This window comes from Rahnella rivi, assembly GCF_019049655.1.
In the GTDB taxonomy this organism is placed as follows: Bacteria; Pseudomonadota; Gammaproteobacteria; order Enterobacterales; family Enterobacteriaceae; genus Rahnella; species Rahnella rivi.
Genome location: NZ_JAFMOX010000059.1, coordinates 89,803 through 110,189, shown reverse-complemented (window position 1 = coordinate 110,189; position 20,387 = coordinate 89,803). Strand labels below are relative to the sequence as shown.

Below are 20,387 nucleotides of genomic sequence, written 5' to 3'. Positions count from 1 at the left end.
TTTACATCTCCAGAAAGTTTTTCAGCAACTTCGCGCCCGCGGCACCGGAACGCTCGGGATGAAACTGCACGCCGAAGAAGTTGTCTTTTTGAACGGCGGCGCTGAAGGGCTCGCCGTAAAGTGTCTGAGCGACTGTGTTTTCGCATACCGGCATGGCAAATCCGTGGACGAAATAGAAGTAAGCATTTTCATCAATGCCGCGGAATAAATGGCTGTCGGCGTTGGCGATAACCTGGTTCCAGCCCATGTGCGGAAGAGGCAGCCCGAGATCTGGCATGCGCTGCACCGGCGTTTCAATGATGCCGAGAGTATCAATGCCGCCGTTTTCCTCACTCGAGGATGCCAGCAACTGCATACCCAGACAGATACCGAGAACAGGCTGGGTACAGGCTTTGATCAGTTCGATTAACGAACGTTCTTCCAGCTGTTGCATCGCGGCCTGCGCAGTCCCGACGCCGGGTAAAAAAAGCTTATCAGCCTGCAACACGATCTCGGCTTCCCGGCTCACCGTTGGCTCGTAGCCCAGCCGCTGAACCGCATATTTCACCGAAGAGAGGTTGGCACAGCCGGTATCGAGGATAACGACATTCATCACAGCACTCCTTTGGAACTCGGCAGGGTGTTGCCATCAACGCGAATTGCCTGGCGCAGTGTGCGGCCAAAGGCTTTGAACAGACTCTCGACGCGGTGATGATCGTTTTTACCTTTGGTACGCAGATGCAGGGTACAGGCCATAGCGTAGGACAGTGAGCGGAAGAAGTGCTCGACCATTTCGGTGCTCAGGTCGCCGACGCGCTGATAGTTAAACTCGGCTTTGTATTCGAGGTGCGGACGCCCGGAGATATCCAGCGCGCAGCGTGCCAGACATTCATCCATTGGCAGCACGAATCCGAAACGTCCAATGCCGCGCTTGTCGCCGAGGGCTTTGTTCAGGGCCTCGCCCAGCGCCAGAGCGGTGTCTTCCACGGTGTGGTGATCGTCGATATACAAATCGCCTTTCACTTCGATGTTCATACGGAAACCGCCGTGCGTGGCGATCTGATCCAACATGTGATCAAAGAAGCCCACGCCGGTGCGGATCTTGCTTTCGCCTTCGCGATCCAGCCAGACATACACATCAATTGCCGTTTCGCGGGTCACGCGGTTCACCCTGGCGTGGCGGTCGCGTTTGGTGAGCTGATCGGCGATGGCCGCCCAGTTCAGCGTATCGCGCTGATAACGCAGCCCGGCGATGCCCATATTGGCCGCCAGCTGAATATCGGTGTCACGATCGCCGATCACATAACTGTTGGCCGTATCGAGCAGCCCGCTTTCAAGGTAGCCCTGCACCAGTTTGGTTTTAGGTTTACGGCAATCGCAGTGATCGGCCGGAAGGTGAGGGCAAATCAGCACCTCATCAAAAACGATGCCCTGAGAGGTCAGGATTTGCATCATCAGGTCATGGGGTGGATCGAAGGTTTCCTGCGGGAAACTGTCGGTACCCAGCCCGTCCTGATTGGTGATCATCACCAGTTTAAATCCCGCGGTTTGCAGTGCCAGCAGGGCAGGGATCACACCCGCTTCCAGTGCCAGTTTGTCCAGACGATCGACCTGGAAATCTTCTGGCGGCTCTGAAATCAGGGTACCGTCACGGTCGATGAAGAGCGTTTTTTGTAGTAAAGGACTCTGGCTCACATGTGCTCCTTGCGGGGGCTGTTCTGTTGAATAAGAGGGGCATTGGCGCCCGGTAGCGGTTGCAAAGCATCAATGACGCGCTGCAGTTCCTGCCGTGTACCGATAGTGATACGTAAGCAGCCGGAAAGCCCCGGTTGCTTGTTCTGGTCACGTAAGATAATGCCCTGATCCCAGAGGTTTTTAAATACTGCGCTTGATGCGGTAAAACGCGCGAGAACATAGTTCGTCTCACTGGTGAAGACCTGTTCAACGCAATCGCATTTTCTCAGCTCTGCCAGCAACCATTCGCGATTTTGGGTCACTTCAGTCACGCGCTGACGCATAATCGCCAGCCCTTCCGGGCTCAGCGCCTGTGCCGCGATATCTGCCACCGGCGTAGATAAAGGATAGGGCGCGATCACTTTCATTAATAAGGCAATCAGTTCGCTGTTGGCAATCGTAAATCCGCAGCGCAGGCCGGCAAGCGCAAAGGCTTTGGAAAGGGTGCGCAAAACCGCGAGGTGCGGATATTCCTGCAACCAGCCGGTGACTGTCGCCTGCGGGCAAAACTCAATATAGGCTTCGTCAATGGCCACAATGGCGCGGCCACGGGTCATGTCTAATACAGCGCGAAGTTCATCCGGGCTGATAACATTGCCGGTCGGGTTATTCGGGCTACAGATATACACCAGCTTTACGCCGCCAAGAGCAGCTTCAATTGCCGGAAGATCCAAAGACCAGTCCGCTTTTGCCGCAACGGTACGGCCTTCCACGCCAATCGTCTCCGCGCTGACGCTGTACATGCCATAAGTTGGCGGACAATAAAGGATGGCATCTTTGCCCGGCTCACAGAATGCGCGGATCAAAAGCTCGATGCCTTCGTCAGCGCCACGGCTGACCAGCACCTGTTCCGGATCAACACCGGCGTAAGCCGCATAGCGGTTGATCACCAGCGCAGGCTGACACTCCGGATACCGGTTGAAGGTCTGCGCGGTGAGTTCGAACTGCGGTGCAATGGCGTATTCGTTGGCGTTAAGCCAGACATCGCCGTTACCGCCGAGACGTCGGGCGGACTGATAGGGTGTCAGTTCGCGCACGTTCTGGCGTGCCAGAGACTGAATGCTCAGCGTGTTTTCATCGCTCATAATCCTTTCTCCTTCAGGGCATTGACCCGCAGTGTCACAGCATTTTTATGTGCAGTCAGTTGCTCCGCCTGCGCCAGGGTTTCGATGGTGGTCGCCAGACCGAGTAAACCTTCCGGCGTTAACTGCTGAACGGTCATCCGTTTCTGGAAATCCGCCAGACCGAGGCTGGAACAGGTGGCGGTGTATCCGTAAGTTGGCAAAACGTGGTTGGTGCCGGAAGCGTAATCGCCCGCCGATTCCGGTGACCAGTCGCCGAGGAACACCGAACCTGCGCTGGTGATGCTGTCAACCAGCTGTTCCGGTTCACGGGTTTGCAGAATCAAGTGTTCCGGGCCGTAGGCGTTGCTGATTTCAATACACTGTGCGATGTCTTTCGCGACAATCAGACGGCTGCTGGCCAGTGCCTGACGGGCAATCTCGCTGCGGGACAGCGTTTGCAGCTGGCGCTCAACGGCTTCGCCAACGGCCTGCGCCATCTTAACGTCCGGTGTCAGCAAAATGACCTGTGAATCCGGGCCGTGTTCTGCCTGAGAAAGTAAATCAGAGGCGACAAAGTCAGGTGTCGCGCCGCTGTCGGCAATCACCAGCACTTCGGAAGGCCCGGCTGGCATATCAATTGCCGCGCCGTCCAGACTCTGACTGACCTGACGTTTGGCTTCGGTCACATAGGCATTGCCCGGCCCGAAGATTTTCGCCACGCGTGGCACGCTTTCTGTGCCAAATGCCAGAGCGGCAATCGCCTGCGCGCCGCCGAGCTGATACACCTCTTCCACGCCGCAGAGCTTCGCGGCATACAGAATTTCGTCAGCCACAGGTGGCGGCGAGCACAACACCACTTTCTGACATCCGGCAATCCGTGCGGGCGTCGCTAACATCAATACCGTGGATACCAGCGGCGCAGATCCGCCCGGAATGTACAAACCTACAGACTGGATCGGGCGGGTCAGCTGCTGGCAACGCACGCCCGGCTGAGTTTCGATATCCACAATGGACAGCTTTTGCGCCTGGTGGAACGTATCGATATTGCGAACGGCGTGCGCCATTGCCTGTTTAACGTCATCGCCTAAACGCGCGGATGCTGCCTCGATTTGTGCCGCAGTGACGCGCAGCTCTTGCACTTCAGTTTTATCAAAGCGGGCGCAAAACTCGCGCAGCGCACTGTCGCCTTCACTGCGCACGCGGCGCAGGATTTCGCTGACAGATTCGGTAATACGGTCGGATGCCGAAATCGCCGGACGGGTCAGTAAATCGCGACGCTGTTGTTCGTCGCATTGCTGCCAGTCAATCGGGGTAGTGAACGCGTTAGGCTGCATGGCATTACTCCATCATTTTTTCGATTGGCAGAACCAGAATTGAGCTGGCGCCCAGCGCTTTCAGTTTTTCCATGGTTTCCCAGAACAGCGTTTCGCTGCTGACCATGTGCATCGCCACACGTTGCTGATCGCCGGCCAGCGGCAGAATGGTCGGGCGTTCAGCGCCTGGCAGCAGGGCAACGATTTCGTCCAGACGCTCACTTGGCGCGTGCAGCATAATGTACTTGGATTCACGGGCCTGAATGACGCCCTGAATACGGGTCATCATTTTGTCGATGAGTTGCTGCTTGGCTTCCGGCATTTCGCCGTCGCGCTGGATCAGACAGGCTTTAGAGCGGTAAATCACTTCCACTTCGCGCAGGCCGTTGGCTTCAAGCGTGGCGCCGGTGGAAACCAGATCGCAAATTGCATCAGAAAGACCGGCGCGTGGCGCGACTTCAACAGAACCGTTCAGGAGACAGGATTTGAAATCGACGCCCTGTTTGTCGAGATATTGCTTGAGCAGGTGCGGATACGAGGTGGCGATGCGGGAGTTTTGCAGGCTTTGCGGGCCGGTGTATTCTGCGTCAAGCGGGGTCGCGAGCGACAGACGGCAACCGCCGAAGTCCAGGCGACGCAGCGTGAAATAACGCGGATCCTCGCCCTGAGCGCGGCGTGCCAGCAACTCTTCTTCCAGCACGTTCTCACCGATGATGCCCAGATCAACCACACCGTCCATTACCAGCCCCGGAATGTCGTCATCACGGACACGCAGAATGTCGATCGGCATGTTTTCTGCGAAGGCGATCAGGCGTTGTTCCTGCAGATTAATTTTAATCCCGCAGCGTGCCAGCAATTCGCGTGACTCATCGCTCAGGCGACCCGATTTCTGCATTGCTATCCGTAAACGTGTTTTATCCAGCATGATGACCTCAATTTCTTTGTTTTCAGTTTTAATGTTTTGGTAAATGTTGTGTGCAGAGTTTTGTACAAATGCTTTTACTTCAATTCGTTAGGCCAAAAAAAAAGCCCCCGGAAGTGTTCTTCCGGGGGCTTTCTCTGCGTTCTGCTCCACTGGAAGATCTAGACAGTCTTCCAGCACCAATCGCCTGCAAGACTAGTCAGGGTGATGGTGATGATGGTGGTTAATCAGAACGTTTGTCATGTCAGTCTCTCTGAGTGTTCATTCGGTGCGGCGTTATTCATAACGAAGTCTGCGCCACACAAATCAAATTCGGTTGCCAATAAAACTAAACTATCGGGCGGCAAGTGCGCAACCTTTTTTTCGGATGATGAGTTTTTCTTATCTTCAGGGGCTGTTTCATCGAAAAAATGAATGATCTGTTCACAGTCTCCTGGAAAAGCTTACGCATCTATAAGGAGAGAAAGGCTAGTATAAAGAGAAGCGAGAACGCGAACGGCAGATGGCGCAGTGGTGACCATCGGCCACCGAGCAGAGGGAGTAACAGATGAAAAAGGTTTCTATTATTGGATTGGGCTGGCTGGGAATGCCTCTGGCGATGGCGCTGGCGGGCAGAGGCTACGACGTAGTGGGCAGCAAAACCACGCCTGACGGTGTAGATGCCGCCAGAATGGTCGGCATTGACTGCTATCCGTTGGTGTTTACCCCGGAGATGGAATGCGAAGCGGAAGATTTGGATAAACTGCTGAACGTTGATGCGCTGATCATCACCTTACCGGCACGCAGAACCGTCGAAGGCAGCGAGCTTTACTTCCAGGCCGTGCAGCAGTTGACAGACAGCGCGCTGGCACACAACGTAAAACGCATTATCTTCACCAGTTCCACGTCTGTTTACGGCGAAAGGGACGACATCGTGCGCGAAGGTTCCGCCCTTGAGCCGGTGACCTCCAGTGGAAAAGTTCTGAAAGAATTAGAAAGCTGGTTGCACAGCCTGCCACATACTTCGGTGGATGTGTTACGGCTGGCCGGTCTGGTGGGGGGCGATCGTCATCCGGGGCGCTTCATGGCAGGAAAAACGGACGTGAAAGGGGGGCAGAATGGCGTCAACCTGGTGCATCAGGATGACGTTGTCGCCGCCATCACCTTATTGCTCAGTCTGCCAAAAGGTGGGCACACCTATAATCTGTGCGCCCCTAAACATCCGGCAAAAGCCGAGTTTTACCCGGCGCTGGCCCGCCAGATGGGGCTTGAGGCGCCGACGTTTGCTGAAGAAACTTCAGCAACCAAAGGAAAAATCGTCGACGGTGAGCGCATCTGCAAGGAACTGGGGTTCGAGTATCAGTATCCCGATCCACGGACGATGCCTTTTTAATCGATAATCCTTCATTACCCTGAGGGTAATAATAATATGTGATGACCTGCCGGATTTTGCGGCAGGTTTTAATTTGTGAACCTTAACTCCCGCATCCTCGTTTTTGCTTTTGAATGAAAGTCTCCCGCCTCCAAAACCCTGTTTTTTGTTAAAGCAGTGCTTTCTTTATTTATAAAACCCCGCAAATAACCCTTTATTTCGCTGGTTAATTAAATCCCCATGCTCATGGAGTAATGAAAGATGTTCTTTATGCTCTGTTAGCAGGTTTACGAGGAGCAGGCTGCTGATTAGGTAATAATATTCCTAATCACTCTCTTTTTATTTGCGATTGTCCGGAATAAACCACTTTTTTAAGCCCAATCACTAAAGTTTTCGTGAAGAGTTGCCGATAGAGAAGCACGGGACATTGTCCTCTTTTCATCATATCTGCTTATCAATCTGGTCTGCTGACCGGATGACTCCCCGTCCCTGAACACATTCCCTTACACTCATTGTCTTTTTACTTTTCAAATCGTGTAGTTGTTCACGTTTTCAAAACCTTTTGAATCAAATTTAACCAAAATCCCGCAACACACTTCCTCTGCAAACCGCGTAATGACTGGGTTTTATCGCGATAGCACATTGATCACACTATCGGAAATTACCAGCACATTTCACTACGCAAGCTATGCTTAATCACTGAATGTTCTTATCATTTGGCTTTAGCTGGTCTTTGTACAAATTGATCTCAAAAAGGCGAAAAAAGGCAGTCTGGGGAAGGGTTTTTAGATGCTTTTTTACTTTTGCGTTAAAACTGCGCAAATTTTTACGATAAAGTGCGCTTTTTAGGATAAAATAAATTTCTAAAGTGTGATGTGCGTCACACTTTATTCAAAATTTGTGATCAGTTAGATTGTATGTATAAAGGGAACAGGGGTAGAGTTGCGTCGTAGTAAGATTATTCCTAATAATGTATGTAAAAGCGTTTCACTGAATGAGATGCCATCACAGCAACGGACCCTGCCAGTACAACAAAACTGATATGTTTGAAGATTACTTAGCATTGCAATTGTCACACTTAATTTAGTTTACATCAGGAACAAACTTGTATTGGCGGTGAAGTAAATACCGCGGGATAAATCCATTTGTCATCGTGAGATTTATTAATCAGCCAATGAACTAATTGTTTTGATAGTGAAAAAATACTCCCTGACAGGCCGGGTAAAACTCTTGCTGCATGGAATATGTCTATCAATCAGCCACATTAAAAATGTGGCATCGGTAATGGGGTAGAACAGCATGTCCGAATTGCTTAAGCACATATATGATATCAACCTGTCATATTTACTTTTGGCACAGCGTTTGATTAATGACGAGAAAGCCTCCGCGATGTTCCGGCTGGGGATTGACGACGTTATGGCAGACGCCTTAGGCCAACTTACGTTGCCACAAATGGTTAAATTAGCTGAAACGAATCAGCTTCTTTGTCAGTTCCGCTTTGATGACAGTAAGACCATCGAACGCCTGACCCAGGAATCCCGTGTAGATGATTTGCAGCAAATCCACACCGGTATCCTGCTGTCGAGCCACCTGCTTAAAGGTCTGGCGGCGAGAGACAGCGGCGCCATGAAGAAAAGGGCGTAGCCATGTCTATTAAGGGCGCAACATGCTAATCAAAGAGACGCCAGCCAAACCGGCAGAAAAAAGTATTGTTCAGGAAGCCCGCGATATTCAGCTCGCCATGGAGCTGATTTCTTTGGGCGCAAGATTGCAGATGCTGGAAAGCGAGACGCAGTTAAGCCGTGGCCGTCTGATTAAACTGTACAAAGAATTACGTGGCAGCCCGCCACCGAAAGGCATGCTGCCATTCTCGACAGACTGGTTCATGACCTGGGAACAAAACATTCACTCTTCGATGTTTTACAACGCGTACTCTTTTCTGATGAAGAGCGGGCATTGTAATGGTGTCGAAGCGGTGATCAGCGCCTATCGTTTATATCTTGAGCAGTGTCCTGAACAGCCGGGAGAAGCGCCGATTTTAGCGTTGACCCGCGCCTGGACGCTGGTCCGGTTCGTGGACAGCGGTATGTTGCAGCTTTCTGCCTGTAACTGCTGTGACGGATCATTTATTACCCATGCACACCAGCCCCGTCACGGGTTTGTTTGCAGTCTCTGCCAACCCCCATCCCGCGCAGTAAAAAAACGTAAACTTTCCCCGCAGGTTGCCGATATAACATCTCAAGAGCTGGACGAAAAGGTCAAGCGCGCAGTCTGAGATTTCAGGGTCGCAGTAAGAATGCCCGGGCGGTGGTAACACCGCTCCCTATTTTCCCCCTCATCTCTCAGCCTTTGTCTGGCACTTTTTTTATGCAAATCATCCGGGTTGCATAGAAAACGGCAGGCTCATGGCGGTGCGCTTTTCCTCGCCCTAAAACCACATCGAATTAAGGATTCATCGTGCTAGTGATAATAGGTTACATCGTGGTGCTGGGCTCAGTGTTTGGCGGTTTCATGCTCGTCGGCGGGGAACTGGGCGCGTTATACCAACCAGCAGAATTGCTGATCATCGGCGGTGCCGGTATCGGTGCCTTCTTTGTCGGTAACAACGGTAAAGCGATTAAATCCACCTTGCGCGCGCTGCCGCAGCTGTTCCGCGCGTCTAAATACAACAAAGCGTTGTATATGGATTTGATGGCCTTGCTTTACCGCTTGTTAGCCAAGTCGCGCCAACAGGGGATGCTGTCGCTGGAAAATGACATCGACAATCCCGCTGAAAGCGACATTTTTGCTAATTATCCGCGCATCCTTGCCGATAAACATTTAGTGGAATATCTGACTGACTACTTACGTCTGATGGTCAGCGGCAACATGAATGCGTTTGAAATCGAAGCGCTGATGGATGAAGAGATCGAAACCTATGAACACGAAAGCGAAGTGCCGGCCAACAGCCTGGCGCTGGTCGGGGATTCACTTCCGGCATTCGGGATCGTTGCTGCGGTGATGGGGATTGTTCATACCCTCGCCGCCGCCGACCGTCCGGCCGCAGAGCTGGGGGCGCTGATTGCCCATGCGATGGTCGGTACCTTCCTCGGCATCTTGCTGGCGTACGGTTTTATTTCACCACTGGCCAGCGTGTTACGTCAGAAAAGTGCTGAAAACACCAAAATGATGCAGTGCATCAAAGTGACATTGCTGTCGAGCCTCAACGGTTATGCCCCGCAGATTGCTGTCGAGTTTGGCCGTAAGACGCTCTACACCTCAGAACGCCCTTCGTTTATCGAACTGGAGGAGCACGTTCGTCAGGTTAAATCGCCTAACCAGCAACAAACTGAAGAAGAAAAAGTATGAAGCATCAGAGCCATCCCATCGTTGTTGTACGTAAGAAAAAGAGTAAGCACGGCGGCGGGCATCACGGCGGTTCATGGAAGATTGCTTACGCTGACTTTATGACAGCGATGATGGCCTTCTTCCTGGTGATGTGGCTGATTTCGATCTCCAGCCCTAAAGAATTGGTACAGATTGCCGAATACTTCCGTACGCCGCTGGCGGTGGCCATTACCGGCGGACCGCGCAGCAGCGATGCCACCAGTCCGATCCCGGGCGGAGGGGCAGACCCGACCATGCAGGACGGCGAAGTGCATAAGATGATCCAGTCACAGGGCGATGCCCGTGAACTGCGTGAAACCGGCGATCTGATGAAGTTGCAGGACAAACTGGAAGCGATGCTGGCATCGGATCCGCGTTTAAAAGATTTGCGCCCGCATCTGATGATTAACCTGACCGAACAGGGTTTGCGCATTCAGATTATCGACAGCAAAAATCGCCCGATGTTTCAGCTCGGCAGCGCCATCGTCGAGCCGTACATGCGCGATATTTTGCGGGCGATTGGTCCGGTACTGGATGATTTCCCTAACAAGATAAGCCTGGCGGGCCATACCGATGATATGCCGTATGCCCAGGGTGAACGTGGCTACAGCAACTGGGAATTGTCCACCGACCGCGCCAACGCGTCGCGCCGTGAAATGATTGTCGGCGGCCTGAGCGAAGGAAAAGTTCTGCGGGTGATGGGCATGGGGTCAACCATGCAACTCAAAAATCATCCGGCAGGCGATGCGATCAACCGTCGCATCAGCATTTTGGTCCTCAACAGACATGCTGAGGAAGCCATTGAGCGGGAAAACAGCGAGGGCGAAGCGATTACGATCAGTGACGCGGGCGAGCTGCAAAGACAAGTACCTGGCCGCAGTACCGCACCTGCGCTGGCACCGAAAGTTCAGGCACCGCAAGCTTCCGTGGCACCGACCCAGAGCCCGGCACCGGCCGTTGCCGCACCAGAATTATCAGCACCAACAGTAGTAGAAGTCCCTGCAACCAGGATTGAGACGCAGGTGCCTGTGACCACATCGGCAGACGCTCAACCTGCGACGACAGCTCCGGCTGCTGCCGCAGGTCCGGCACCTGCGACCACATCAACAAGCCGCGATTCACAGCAGAGGTGATCACGTGAGCATGGATATAACTGATTTTTATCAGACGTTTTTTGATGAAGCCGACGAGCTGCTGGCGGATATGGAGCAACACCTGTTGTTGCTTGATCCGCAAGCGCCCGACGTTGAGCAGCTCAACGCGATTTTCCGCGCAGCGCACTCAATTAAAGGCGGAGCAGCGACCTTTGGCTTTACGGTTCTGCAGGAAACCACCCATTTACTGGAAAACCTGCTCGACGGTGCGCGACGCGCAGAAATGAGCCTGAGCACCGACATCATCAACCTGTTTTTGGAAACGAAAGACATTATGCAGGAGCAACTGGACGCCTATAAATCTTCCCGGGATCCCGATGCAGACAGTTTTGAATACATCTGTGCGGCCCTGAGACAACTGGCGCTCGACGCCCAGCAAGCGCGGGAGCCGGCAGCGGATCTCCACGTCGTCACTGACGAACCTGCACAAACGGCAGCCCCTGCGACCTCCGCGGCGGGCAAAGGCGGGATGCGCGTTCGCCTGTCCGGTCTGAAGCCGCAGGAAGTGCCGGTGATGCTGGAAGAGCTGGGGAATCTGGGCGACATCGTCGATCCGGTACAGACCGAAGACAGCGTGGAAGCCACGCTTGTCACCACGGTGACCGAAGACGATATCATCGCGGTGCTGTGTTTCGTGCTCGAACCCGAACAAATCAGCTTCACCCAGGCTTCTGTTCCGGCCACACCGGTTGCCGTTGCGGCATCGGCAGCGGTGGCGGTAGCAGAACCGGCCGCAACCGCTGTTGTGGCGCGTCCTGCCCCGGTCCTGACGGCGGTACCCAGCAGCGAACCGCCGAAAGCCCGCGCGCCAAAAGCGCCGGAATCGACCAGCATCCGTGTGGCAGTCGAGAAAGTGGATCAGCTGATCAACCTGGTCGGCGAACTGGTGATCACCCAGTCGATGCTGGCGCAGCGTTCCGATCTGCTGGATCCGGTGGCGCACAGCGACCTGCTCAACAGCATGGGGCAGCTTGAGCGTAACGCCCGTGATTTGCAGGAATCGGTGATGTCGATTCGTATGATGCCGATGGAATACGTTTTTAGCCGCTTCCCGCGTCTGGTGCGTGATCTGGCGAGCAAACTGAATAAGCAAATCGAACTGACCCTGCTCGGCAGCTCTACCGAACTGGATAAGAGTCTGATCGAACGCATTATCGATCCGCTGACGCACCTGGTGCGCAACAGCCTCGATCACGGTGTCGAAACGCCGGAAACGCGTATTGCCAACGGCAAACCGCCAACCGGCAACCTGACGCTGTCTGCGGAGCATCAGGGCGGCAACATCTGCATCGAAGTGGTGGATGACGGTGCTGGTCTGAACCGCGAACGTATTCTGGCGAAAGCCCTGTCGCAAGGCATGAACGTCAGCGAAAGCATGAGTGACGAAGATGTCGGCATGCTGATCTTCGCACCAGGCTTCTCGACGGCGGAAAAAGTCACCGACGTCTCAGGCCGTGGCGTAGGCATGGACGTGGTGAAGCGAAACATTCAGGAAATGGGCGGTCACGTCGAAATCCATTCCCAGCAAGGCAAAGGCACCACCATCCGTATCCTGCTGCCACTGACGCTGGCGATCCTCGACGGCATGTCGGTGAAAGTGGGCAAAGAAGTCTTCATTCTGCCACTGAATGCGGTGATGGAATCGCTGCAACCGCTGGCGGAAGATTTGCACCCGCTGGCCGGTGGCGAGCGCGTTCTGCAGGTGCGCGGAGAATATCTGCCGCTGGTTGAGCTCTACAACGTGTTTGACGTTGAAGGCGCGAAAACTGAAGCCACTCAGGGCATTGTCGTGATCCTGCAAAGTGCAGGCCGCCGCTACGCTTTACTGGTTGATCAACTGATCGGTCAGCATCAGGTGGTGGTGAAGAATCTGGAAAGCAACTATCGCAAAGTGCCGGGCATTTCCGCCGCCACTATTTTGGGTGACGGCAGCGTGGCGCTGATTGTTGATGTGTCTGCATTGCAGGCACTGAACCGTGACAAGCGTGCAACTGGCGCATCTGCCGCCTGATGTGATTAACAATAAAAGCATGCAAAACCGCCGGTGGCTGGCCCGTCAGGTGACGGCCACCGGGCGTAAAAACTCAGGCTGATTTAAGGTGAACAACATGGCAGGACTTGCAACTGTGGCAAAAATTGCGGGCGAAACGGTAGGACAGGAGTTCCTGATCTTTACCCTGGGCGACGAAGAATACGGCATCGATATCCTGAAAGTGCAGGAAATCCGCGGTTACGATCAGGTCACCCGTATTGCGAACACCCCGGCGTTCATTAAAGGTGTCACCAACCTGCGTGGCGTCATCGTACCCATTCTCGACCTGCGGGTGAAGTTCGCGCAGGAAGACGTGATCTACAATGAAAACACCGTAGTGATCGTCCTCAACTTCGAAAACCGCGTGGTGGGTATTGTGGTTGACGGCGTATCCGACGTGCTGTCGTTAACGCAAGATCAGATCCGTCCCGCACCAGAATTTGCAGTGACCATGTCAACCGAATACCTGACCGGGTTAGGTTCTCTGGGTGACCGTATGTTGATTCTGGTGGATATTGAGAAGCTGCTGAGCAGTGAAGAGATGGCGTTAGTGGATAGCGTGACGAAAATTTGATTTTCGTTCATTAACGTCAAGGTCGTGGGCGCTGGCCCACACCGGGTTAAGGGGCGTAAACGCGCCCCTTAACAATCCTGCGTTTTTCTTCTTCGCGCTGTCGCAGGCACGAGGGCCATGTCCTGCAACTACCGCGTGTGGCGCAAAATCTTGCCGCTTCGCGGTTCCTTCTCCCGGCCCTGAAACCTCTGGTCTTCAGGCCACTCCGTTAAGCAAGATTTTTGAGTACGCCAGTCGCGATTTAAAAATCAAAACAATTCCACAGAAATGACCGAATGATCCAATACCCGCCGGGCAAGATTGCTGAATTCCATAGACAGTGGAAGATTAACGGATAATTAAAAATGGATGAAAAGAGAATTAATGAAATTTTTGAGGAGAATAGGGAGTTATTACAATAATCTCGTTGCATTGTTAAAAAGAGCCTACTGGTAATCAATGTGAATGACAGCAGGCTTTAATGAAAATTATCTTTAATAACTATTTCGCGCAATAAACGCGTGCTTCGCGAGGTGTATATATACCTAAGCTTACAACATGCAGGAATACATCCATACCTGATTCCTGAACTTCTGTACGAACAACTTTATTTGCGCCACCACAAATCTTCGCTGCATCTATGGTCTGTTCCTGCCCAATACCATTGACGAAGAAAGCTTGCTTGGTGACATGAGCAGGTTGTTCTGCAATATCATCTCTTAAGTTAAATGTCTGTTGAGCACACCCTGATAATACCGTTGCAGCGACAGCCGCAATAATTAATTTTTTCATAATAACTCATATTGATAATAAGGAAGTGAAATCACATCTTCTGACTTATCGGTTTTTTTACAAATCCGACCACTTACTATTATTAGTTATTAAAGCAGATGGTTTACCCGGCGTTGAACTATGTGAGGACTGAGATTTTTATATGTTGTATTAACGGAGCGTAAAGGTTATTAGCAGGTTGCATTTTTCAGATAAATGAGAATCAATAATATTCCGATCCCAAATTTATAATAACCGCGGTGCATTTATGCAGGTGATGATTGATGGCAGTCCGTTTGTAAAATCCCACCCGTTTTTGCCTCTCCTGCGAAGGATTGGGGTAGGGTATTAAGGGCTTCTCAGCGATACCTTCTTTTCCGTGCCTTCGCTAACCCATTGAAATTTTGTGTCACAAACACCCCTAAAAAAGAGGGTATTTCCCACCGAACAGCGTTAATCTTTTGCCGTTCAATACCCAACCCTCACAATTGAACAGTTCACTGCCGCACAAGCAGCTCAAAAACTCCCGCACCGCCTGCCACGTTAGCCCGCCATGCGCCTTTCAATGAAGGCTTTGCGCCACTTCGTCGGGGTGGTGTCGAGACGCTGGCGGAAGTGATGGCGCAGGGTTTCCGGTGATCCAAAACCGGCTTGTTCGGCGACGCGATCAATGCTTAATGTACCGTTTTCCAGCAGCGCACAGGCCTTTTCCAGCCGGACGCTCAGCATCCATTCGCCGGGCGTAGTGCCTGTTGCATCGTGAAAACGCCGCAGGAAAGTCCGGCGGCTCATACCGGCTTGTGCGGCGAGCTGTTCAATCACCAGCGGCGTATTGAGATGACTGCGTAAATCGTCCAGCAGCGGGGCGAGATTTTTGGTCTGACGCCGTGGAACGGGTTGCTGAATCAGCTGCGCCTGATTGCCTTCACGCAGCGGCGGCGTCACCATGCGGCGCGCCGTGCGGTTGGCAACTTCAATACCGTAATCACGACGGATCAGATGCAGACACAAATCGACACCCGCCGCGCCGCCGGCAGACGTAATAATGCTGCCTTCATCCACGTAAATCATCCCGTGTTCGACCTGCACCTCAGGAAAGCGCTGCGCCAGAATTTCCGTACTGTTCCAGTGCGCGGTAGCGCGTTTGCCATCGAGCAGTCCCGCTGCGCCGAGCACAAAGCTGCCTGCGCAGATCGAGACAATGCGCGTGCCGTTGCGGTGCGCTTTTTGCAACGCGATGATGAGCGCCTCTGACGCCGGTTCGTGAACACTTCGCCAGCCGGGGATCACGATCGTACCTGCATCCTCCAGCAGTTCCAGCCCGCCATCGACCACCAGCCGGACGCCGCCCTGCGCGCCGAAAGTGCCTTCTTCCACCGAAGCGACACACAGGTCATACAAAGGCTCGCCAAAAACATCGTCGGCCCGCCCGAAAGCTTCAACCGCAATACCGAACTCGAACGTACACAGGCACTCATAGGCCAGCAACACCAGACGCCGGTTCAGGGGCGCGGGCGAGCGGGCAGGGAGCGGAGAAGGGGAAGTAATGCGCATGATGGGTTACCGGTGATTTTGGCATGATCTTGACGATACATGGCATCCGGATGGATTTCCAGCACGCCGCCAATCTTCCATGCTGGCACTCTCTTAACGTTTTGCAGGGACCAGATATGAAAAACATGTTGGCACTGATGGCGGTTTGTCTTGCCGCGCTGATGTCAGGGCTGGAAATCTCCAGCGTGCCGGTGATTTTGCCGGTGCTCGAAAAGGAGATGCACGCGAGCTTCAGGGAGTTGCAGTGGATCATGAATGCCTACACGCTGGCCTGCACCACGGTGCTGATGGCCACCGGTACACTGGCGGACAAATACGGGCGTAAGCGCGTTTTCATCCTCAGCATTTTCGCCTTCGGGGTCACGTCTCTGATGTGCGGGCTGGCGTCCACTGCGCCGTGGCTTATCGTCGGGCGGTTTTTACAAGGGCTGAGCGGCGGCGCGATGCTGACCTGCCTGATTGCGATACTGTCATCCCAGTTTCCGCAAGGGAAAGCGCGCAGCCGCGCTTTTGCCGCCTGGGGGATCACCTTCGGTTTAGGGCTGGGCTTCGGGCCGATCGTCGGCGGCATGTTAGTGGCGTGGCTGAGCTGGCAATGGGTGTTTCTGGTACACGGGTTTATCGCATTACTGACGCTGATTCTGGCGCTGAAAAACGTGGTGGAATCCCGCGACACGCAGGCTAAAAAACTGGATCTCGGCGGGCTTGTCACGTTATCGCTGACGGTGATGGGCGCGACGTATCTCATCACGCAGGGCGGCAGCCTGGGCTGGCACAGCGTCATCGCGCGCGCCGTGATGCTGATCACCGCGGTCAGCGCTGCCCTGTTCATCTGGATTGAAAAACGCCATGCGCATCCGATGTTCGATTTTTCAGTCTTCCGCGTGCGGGCATTTTCCGGTGCGCTGATGGGATCGGTGGGGATGAACTTCAGCTTCTGGCCGCTGATGATTTACCTGCCGGTGTACTACCAGGCCGGGCTGGGGTATGGCAGCGTTGCCACCGGCCTGGCACTGCTGGCTTACACGTTGCCCACGTTGCTGATGCCGCCGTTGGGTGAAAAGCTGACCACCCGTTTTGGCGCGTCACGTCTGATCCCGCTGGGATTATTCGCCATCGGCGCAGGTTTTATTCTGATGCAAATCGCCGTGGTGCATCACATGAGTTTGATGCCAGGTGCGCTGCTGGCAGGTATCGCTCTCGGGTTGACTAATACGCCGGTAACCAACACCACCACCGGTTCCGTTGCGGCAAACCGGGCGGGAATGGCCTCGGGCATTGATATCAGCGCACGGCTTATCACGCTTTCCGTCAACATTGCCCTGATGGGCAGCCTGCTGGTGGCGGGAATTGCGGCGAGCCTGAAAGGATCCATGCCAGCGGCAACAGATATCTCTTCACTGGCCGGGCGTATCGCAGGAGGTTCTGCCGTAGAAACCCTGCACCGCGGGCAGGTTGAACAGGCCCTGACGCAAGGGTTTGCAGGCATTCTACTCTATGGCGCAGCCGGGGTCTGGGTGCTGGCAGTGGCGAGTTATTTGCTGTTTAACGTCAGGGGGCGGCGCAAAAGCGCATCCTGCGAGCCGTACTGACCCTAAACATCCGTGTTGCATCTCGTGCAGCACGTTTTTGCGTAACACCTTCCAGTTGCCTGAAAATTCATCATTTTATCTGAGCATCTTTTTGCGAGTTATGGCGTGATAGCCCGGTGGGACGGGGCTTCACGCAAATATACGTGGGCAAAATGATAATTTGATTAAGTACGACACGTGGCGTACATTGAGGCGGCATGAGTTTCAAAGAGATCAAAGGGAAGGTGATCGCGTGTTTAAAGAATGGGCAAGTCAGGTTTGCGGTAAGACGTGAAATTCATCTCAAAAATCTTTTAAGCACGGGGGAGGTGACGTCACAGGAACTGGAGAGGGTGATCGGTCTGGCTACCGGGCAACACTACCAGAGTCGCCGCCACCATCTGGACAGCAGTCTTGATGTCCACATTATTACCCTCTGGTATGCCGGGGTTAACTGGTACATCAAATGGTATTTTGCAGAACCCAACAGTGTTTTCATCAGCGTTCATCATTAAGGGAAAATATGATTATTGTTAAAGTAGGGGATGAAGAAAGAGCCGAATGCGGAGTGTGTGAGGCTTTCAGGCTGGTCAGCTATCAGTTGCGCGATGTGCCGTTTGATGACGGCAGCGGCATCGTGAAAAACATTATCGCGGGTGTCTGTAAGACCTGCGACAGCGTCGCGGTGATCCCTTATCAGTCGGTGCCTGCTATTAAAAAGCAACTGCAGTTGCAGCGCAAAGCCGTGGAAAGCCGTGTTCCGGCGCACATGATTGATTTGTTAAATCTTGCCAGTGCGGAATTAGGGGCCACCCCCGATTTCGTGCCGTTACTGCTGAAATATTACATTCATCAGCTGGCGTCCAACCCGGAAGCCGCAGTGCAGCTGGTCACCTTACTGACGTCAGAACTGGCGAGCGGTCCGGCCAATAAACGCCTGTCCCTGAAAGGGCGTGAAATCGGCAATGACATCGATAAGTTAAAATCGCTGTCACACATCGACACCACCACTGAGTTATTAAAAGCCGTGGTGCTGATGATCCACCATGACCTGATGGTCAGCCCTGATGCGCATCGCATTGCCCTGTTAAAAAGTTTTGTCGCCACGGTGGCGTAATTTCCTCAGACCACCGAATCACACTCTGTGCCATGACGTCCTTTCTGATCTTATCGCTCGCGATGCCGGGCCTCTGAAGCCTGCCGGGGAGGGTGCCCTGCGTTAGCCAAAAAATCTGATCCCCTTCACATAAAGTTCCCCTCATTTCTGCCGATAACCCTTCCAGATAATTCTCATTTAAAAAGGAACAACATGTTTAACCGTATGAAAGTGGTCACGGGCATCGTGATCTTACTGATGGTCTTCGGTGCTTTACAGTTGGTATCCGGCGGCCTGTTCTTTAAATCCTTAAAGACGGACAAAGACAATTTCACCACCTCTCAGCAGATTCGTTTACAGCAGGCGGAATTCAACGCCAGCTGGATTTACCTTCTGCAAACCCGTAACACGCTCAACCGTGCCGGGATCCGTTTCATGCTCGATGCGAACCAGATGGGCAGCGGCGCGACGGTCAAAGAACTGATCGACACGGCGACCAAAGATCTGAAAATTGCTGATCAGCATTTTGCTAATTATCAAAAAATTCCTGCGGATGCCAGCCAGAACCCGGCGTTTGCTGAAGATGCTAAAAAACAATATCAGGTGCTTCACGACGCGCTTTCAGAACTTATCGAGCTTATCGGCCTTGGCCGTATCAACGATTTCTTCGAACAGCCGACGCAGCAGTATCAGGACAATTTCGAAAAAGCGTTCGTGACCTATATCGATCAGAACGACCATTTGTATGACCAGGCGGTTCACGTCAGCGAAAGTTCCTTCACGCATGCGATGTGGATGCTGGGTACCGTACTGATTGTACTGGCGATTTTCATCATTCTGGCCTGGGTCGGCGTTCAGCGCATCCTGATCCATCCGCTGAAAAATATCGTCGTCACCATCCGTAAAATCGCCACCGGCGATCTGACGCACGAAATAGTGGTGAAAAGCCGTAATGAAATCGGCCAGCTTGCCGATAGTCTCAAGTACATGCAGGAAGAACTGATTCGAACTGTCTCCGGCGTGCGCCACGGTGCCGATGCGATTTACAGCGGCGCGAGCGAAATTTCTGCCGGTAACAGCGATCTCTCTTCCCGTACGGAAGAGCAGGCATCAGCACTGGAAGAAACCGCAGCCAGCATGGAGCAGTTGACCGCGACCGTGAAACAGAACGCCGAAAACGCCCGTCAGGCCAGCCAGCTGGCGCTGAGCGCATCGGAAACGGCGCTGAAGGGCGGCAAAGTGGTGGCCAACGTCGTCGATACCATGAACGACATCGCCAGCAGCTCGAAGAAAATCACTGATATTACCGGTGTGATCGACGGGATTGCCTTCCAGACCAACATTCTGGCACTGAACGCCGCGGTTGAAGCAGCGCGTGCCGGTGAGCAAGGGCGCGGTTTTGCGGTGGTGGCGGGAGAAGTTCGCAGCCTGGCACAGCGCAGCGCGCAGGCTGCCAAAGAGATTAAAGGGCTGATTGATGATTCTGTCAGCCGCATTAATACCGGCTCGGTACTGGCAGAAAGTGCCGGTGAAACCATGAATGACATGGTGAATGCGGTCACCCGCGTCACCGACATCATGGGCGAAATTACCTCGGCCTCTGACGAGCAGAGCCGCGGGATTGAGCAGGTCGCGCAGGCGATTACCGAAATGGATCGGGTGACGCAGCAGAACGCCTCACTGGTTGAAGAATCCGCGTCCGCCTCGGCGGCGCTGGAAGAGCAGGCGAGCCTGCTGACGCAATCTGTGGCGGTATTCACACTGAGTCAATCCGTCAATAACAGCGTGCGCCCGGTGACTTCGTCTTCGACGAGACTGCCTTTGTTGACCCCGAACCTGTCAGGTTCTCAGGCCGGTACAGGTGGAGCGGCACAGAGCAAGTTGTCTGAAAACTGGGAAACTTTTTAAGCCACGTACATCGCAATAA

At 53.5% G+C, this 20,387-nt stretch carries 18 protein-coding genes and 1 other annotated feature; of the genes, 11 read left to right on the top strand and 7 right to left on the bottom strand.

The window, feature by feature from the left end:
* Position 1: 1 nt before the first annotated feature.
* From hisH to hisG, 5 genes are read right to left on the bottom strand one after another with little or no spacing between them, the layout of a single operon-like run.
* The gene (gene hisH, locus J1779_RS12660; protein ID WP_056769583.1) at positions 2-592 is read right to left on the bottom strand and encodes an imidazole glycerol phosphate synthase subunit HisH; all 591 of its coding nucleotides are present in this window, start codon (positions 590-592) and stop codon (positions 2-4) included.
* Positions 592-1,674, bottom strand: a complete 1,083-nt coding sequence (gene hisB, locus J1779_RS12655; RefSeq protein ID WP_217203916.1) for a bifunctional histidinol-phosphatase/imidazoleglycerol-phosphate dehydratase HisB — start codon at positions 1,672-1,674, stop codon at positions 592-594. The genes hisH and hisB overlap by 1 nt, the downstream gene beginning before the upstream one ends.
* Positions 1,671-2,798 carry a histidinol-phosphate transaminase gene (gene hisC, locus J1779_RS12650; protein ID WP_217203915.1) on the bottom strand — a complete coding sequence of 376 codons (1,128 nt, stop codon included), beginning with the start codon at positions 2,796-2,798 and terminating at the stop codon, positions 1,671-1,673. The genes hisB and hisC overlap by 4 nt, the downstream gene beginning before the upstream one ends.
* Complete coding sequence (gene hisD, locus J1779_RS12645; RefSeq protein WP_217203914.1) at positions 2,795-4,111, bottom strand: histidinol dehydrogenase; 1,317 nt, start codon at positions 4,109-4,111, stop codon at positions 2,795-2,797. The genes hisC and hisD overlap by 4 nt, the downstream gene beginning before the upstream one ends.
* A gap of 4 nt (positions 4,112-4,115) precedes the next feature.
* The gene (hisG, locus tag J1779_RS12640) at positions 4,116-5,015 is read right to left on the bottom strand and encodes an ATP phosphoribosyltransferase (protein ID WP_056769589.1); all 900 of its coding nucleotides are present in this window, start codon (positions 5,013-5,015) and stop codon (positions 4,116-4,118) included.
* A 95-nt stretch (positions 5,016-5,110) separates the two neighbouring features.
* Positions 5,111-5,232: a sequence feature (His leader region), on the bottom strand.
* A gap of 327 nt (positions 5,233-5,559) precedes the next feature.
* Between hisG and J1779_RS12635 the strand changes: the two genes are divergently transcribed.
* From J1779_RS12635 to cheW, 7 genes are all read left to right on the top strand, one after another.
* Positions 5,560-6,384 carry an SDR family oxidoreductase gene (locus tag J1779_RS12635; protein WP_136377239.1) on the top strand — a complete coding sequence of 275 codons (825 nt, stop codon included), beginning with the start codon at positions 5,560-5,562 and terminating at the stop codon, positions 6,382-6,384.
* 1,278 nt (positions 6,385-7,662) lie between these two features.
* Entirely contained in the window at positions 7,663-8,007 is a 345-nt protein-coding gene (flhD, locus tag J1779_RS12630) for a flagellar transcriptional regulator FlhD (RefSeq protein ID WP_056769592.1), read from the top strand.
* Positions 8,008-8,029: 22 nt separating this feature from the next.
* Positions 8,030-8,638 (top strand): flagellar transcriptional regulator FlhC, encoded by a 609-nt coding sequence (gene flhC / locus J1779_RS12625; protein ID WP_056769593.1) that lies wholly within the window; start codon positions 8,030-8,032, stop codon positions 8,636-8,638.
* Between the two features lie 182 nt (positions 8,639-8,820).
* Positions 8,821-9,711 carry a flagellar motor stator protein MotA gene (gene motA / locus J1779_RS12620; protein ID WP_056769595.1) on the top strand — a complete coding sequence of 297 codons (891 nt, stop codon included), beginning with the start codon at positions 8,821-8,823 and terminating at the stop codon, positions 9,709-9,711.
* Complete coding sequence (gene motB, locus J1779_RS12615) at positions 9,708-10,862, top strand: flagellar motor protein MotB (RefSeq protein ID WP_122094965.1); 1,155 nt, start codon at positions 9,708-9,710, stop codon at positions 10,860-10,862. The genes motA and motB overlap by 4 nt, the downstream gene beginning before the upstream one ends.
* A gap of 4 nt (positions 10,863-10,866) precedes the next feature.
* A complete protein-coding gene (cheA, locus tag J1779_RS12610; RefSeq protein ID WP_217203913.1) occupies positions 10,867-12,894 on the top strand; it encodes a chemotaxis protein CheA in 2,028 nt (675 codons plus the stop codon).
* A gap of 97 nt (positions 12,895-12,991) precedes the next feature.
* Positions 12,992-13,489, top strand: a complete 498-nt coding sequence (gene cheW / locus J1779_RS12605; protein ID WP_056769601.1) for a chemotaxis protein CheW — start codon at positions 12,992-12,994, stop codon at positions 13,487-13,489.
* Positions 13,490-13,969: 480 nt separating this feature from the next.
* Here cheW and J1779_RS12600 read toward each other — a convergent pair whose 3' ends face one another.
* The gene (locus J1779_RS12600; RefSeq protein WP_217203912.1) at positions 13,970-14,260 is read right to left on the bottom strand and encodes a Bor family protein; all 291 of its coding nucleotides are present in this window, start codon (positions 14,258-14,260) and stop codon (positions 13,970-13,972) included.
* A gap of 522 nt (positions 14,261-14,782) precedes the next feature.
* On the bottom strand, positions 14,783-15,793 hold the full coding sequence (gene ftrA, locus J1779_RS12595) for a transcriptional regulator FtrA (RefSeq protein ID WP_056769697.1): 1,011 nt from the start codon (positions 15,791-15,793) through the stop codon (positions 14,783-14,785).
* A 116-nt stretch (positions 15,794-15,909) separates the two neighbouring features.
* Between ftrA and J1779_RS12590 the strand changes: the two genes are divergently transcribed.
* From J1779_RS12590 to J1779_RS12575, 4 genes are all read left to right on the top strand, one after another.
* Positions 15,910-17,385 (top strand): MFS transporter, encoded by a 1,476-nt coding sequence (locus J1779_RS12590; RefSeq protein ID WP_217203911.1) that lies wholly within the window; start codon positions 15,910-15,912, stop codon positions 17,383-17,385.
* Positions 17,386-17,693: 308 nt separating this feature from the next.
* Positions 17,694-17,879, top strand: coding sequence for a hypothetical protein (locus J1779_RS25545; RefSeq protein ID WP_235533366.1), 186 nt, complete (start codon positions 17,694-17,696; stop codon positions 17,877-17,879).
* 8 nt (positions 17,880-17,887) lie between these two features.
* Positions 17,888-18,481: a hypothetical protein gene (locus J1779_RS12580; protein ID WP_217203910.1), complete on the top strand. Its 594-nt coding sequence runs from the start codon at positions 17,888-17,890 to the stop codon at positions 18,479-18,481.
* Between the two features lie 192 nt (positions 18,482-18,673).
* On the top strand, positions 18,674-20,368 hold the full coding sequence (locus tag J1779_RS12575; protein WP_056769703.1) for a methyl-accepting chemotaxis protein: 1,695 nt from the start codon (positions 18,674-18,676) through the stop codon (positions 20,366-20,368).
* Positions 20,369-20,387: the final 19 nt, after the last annotated feature.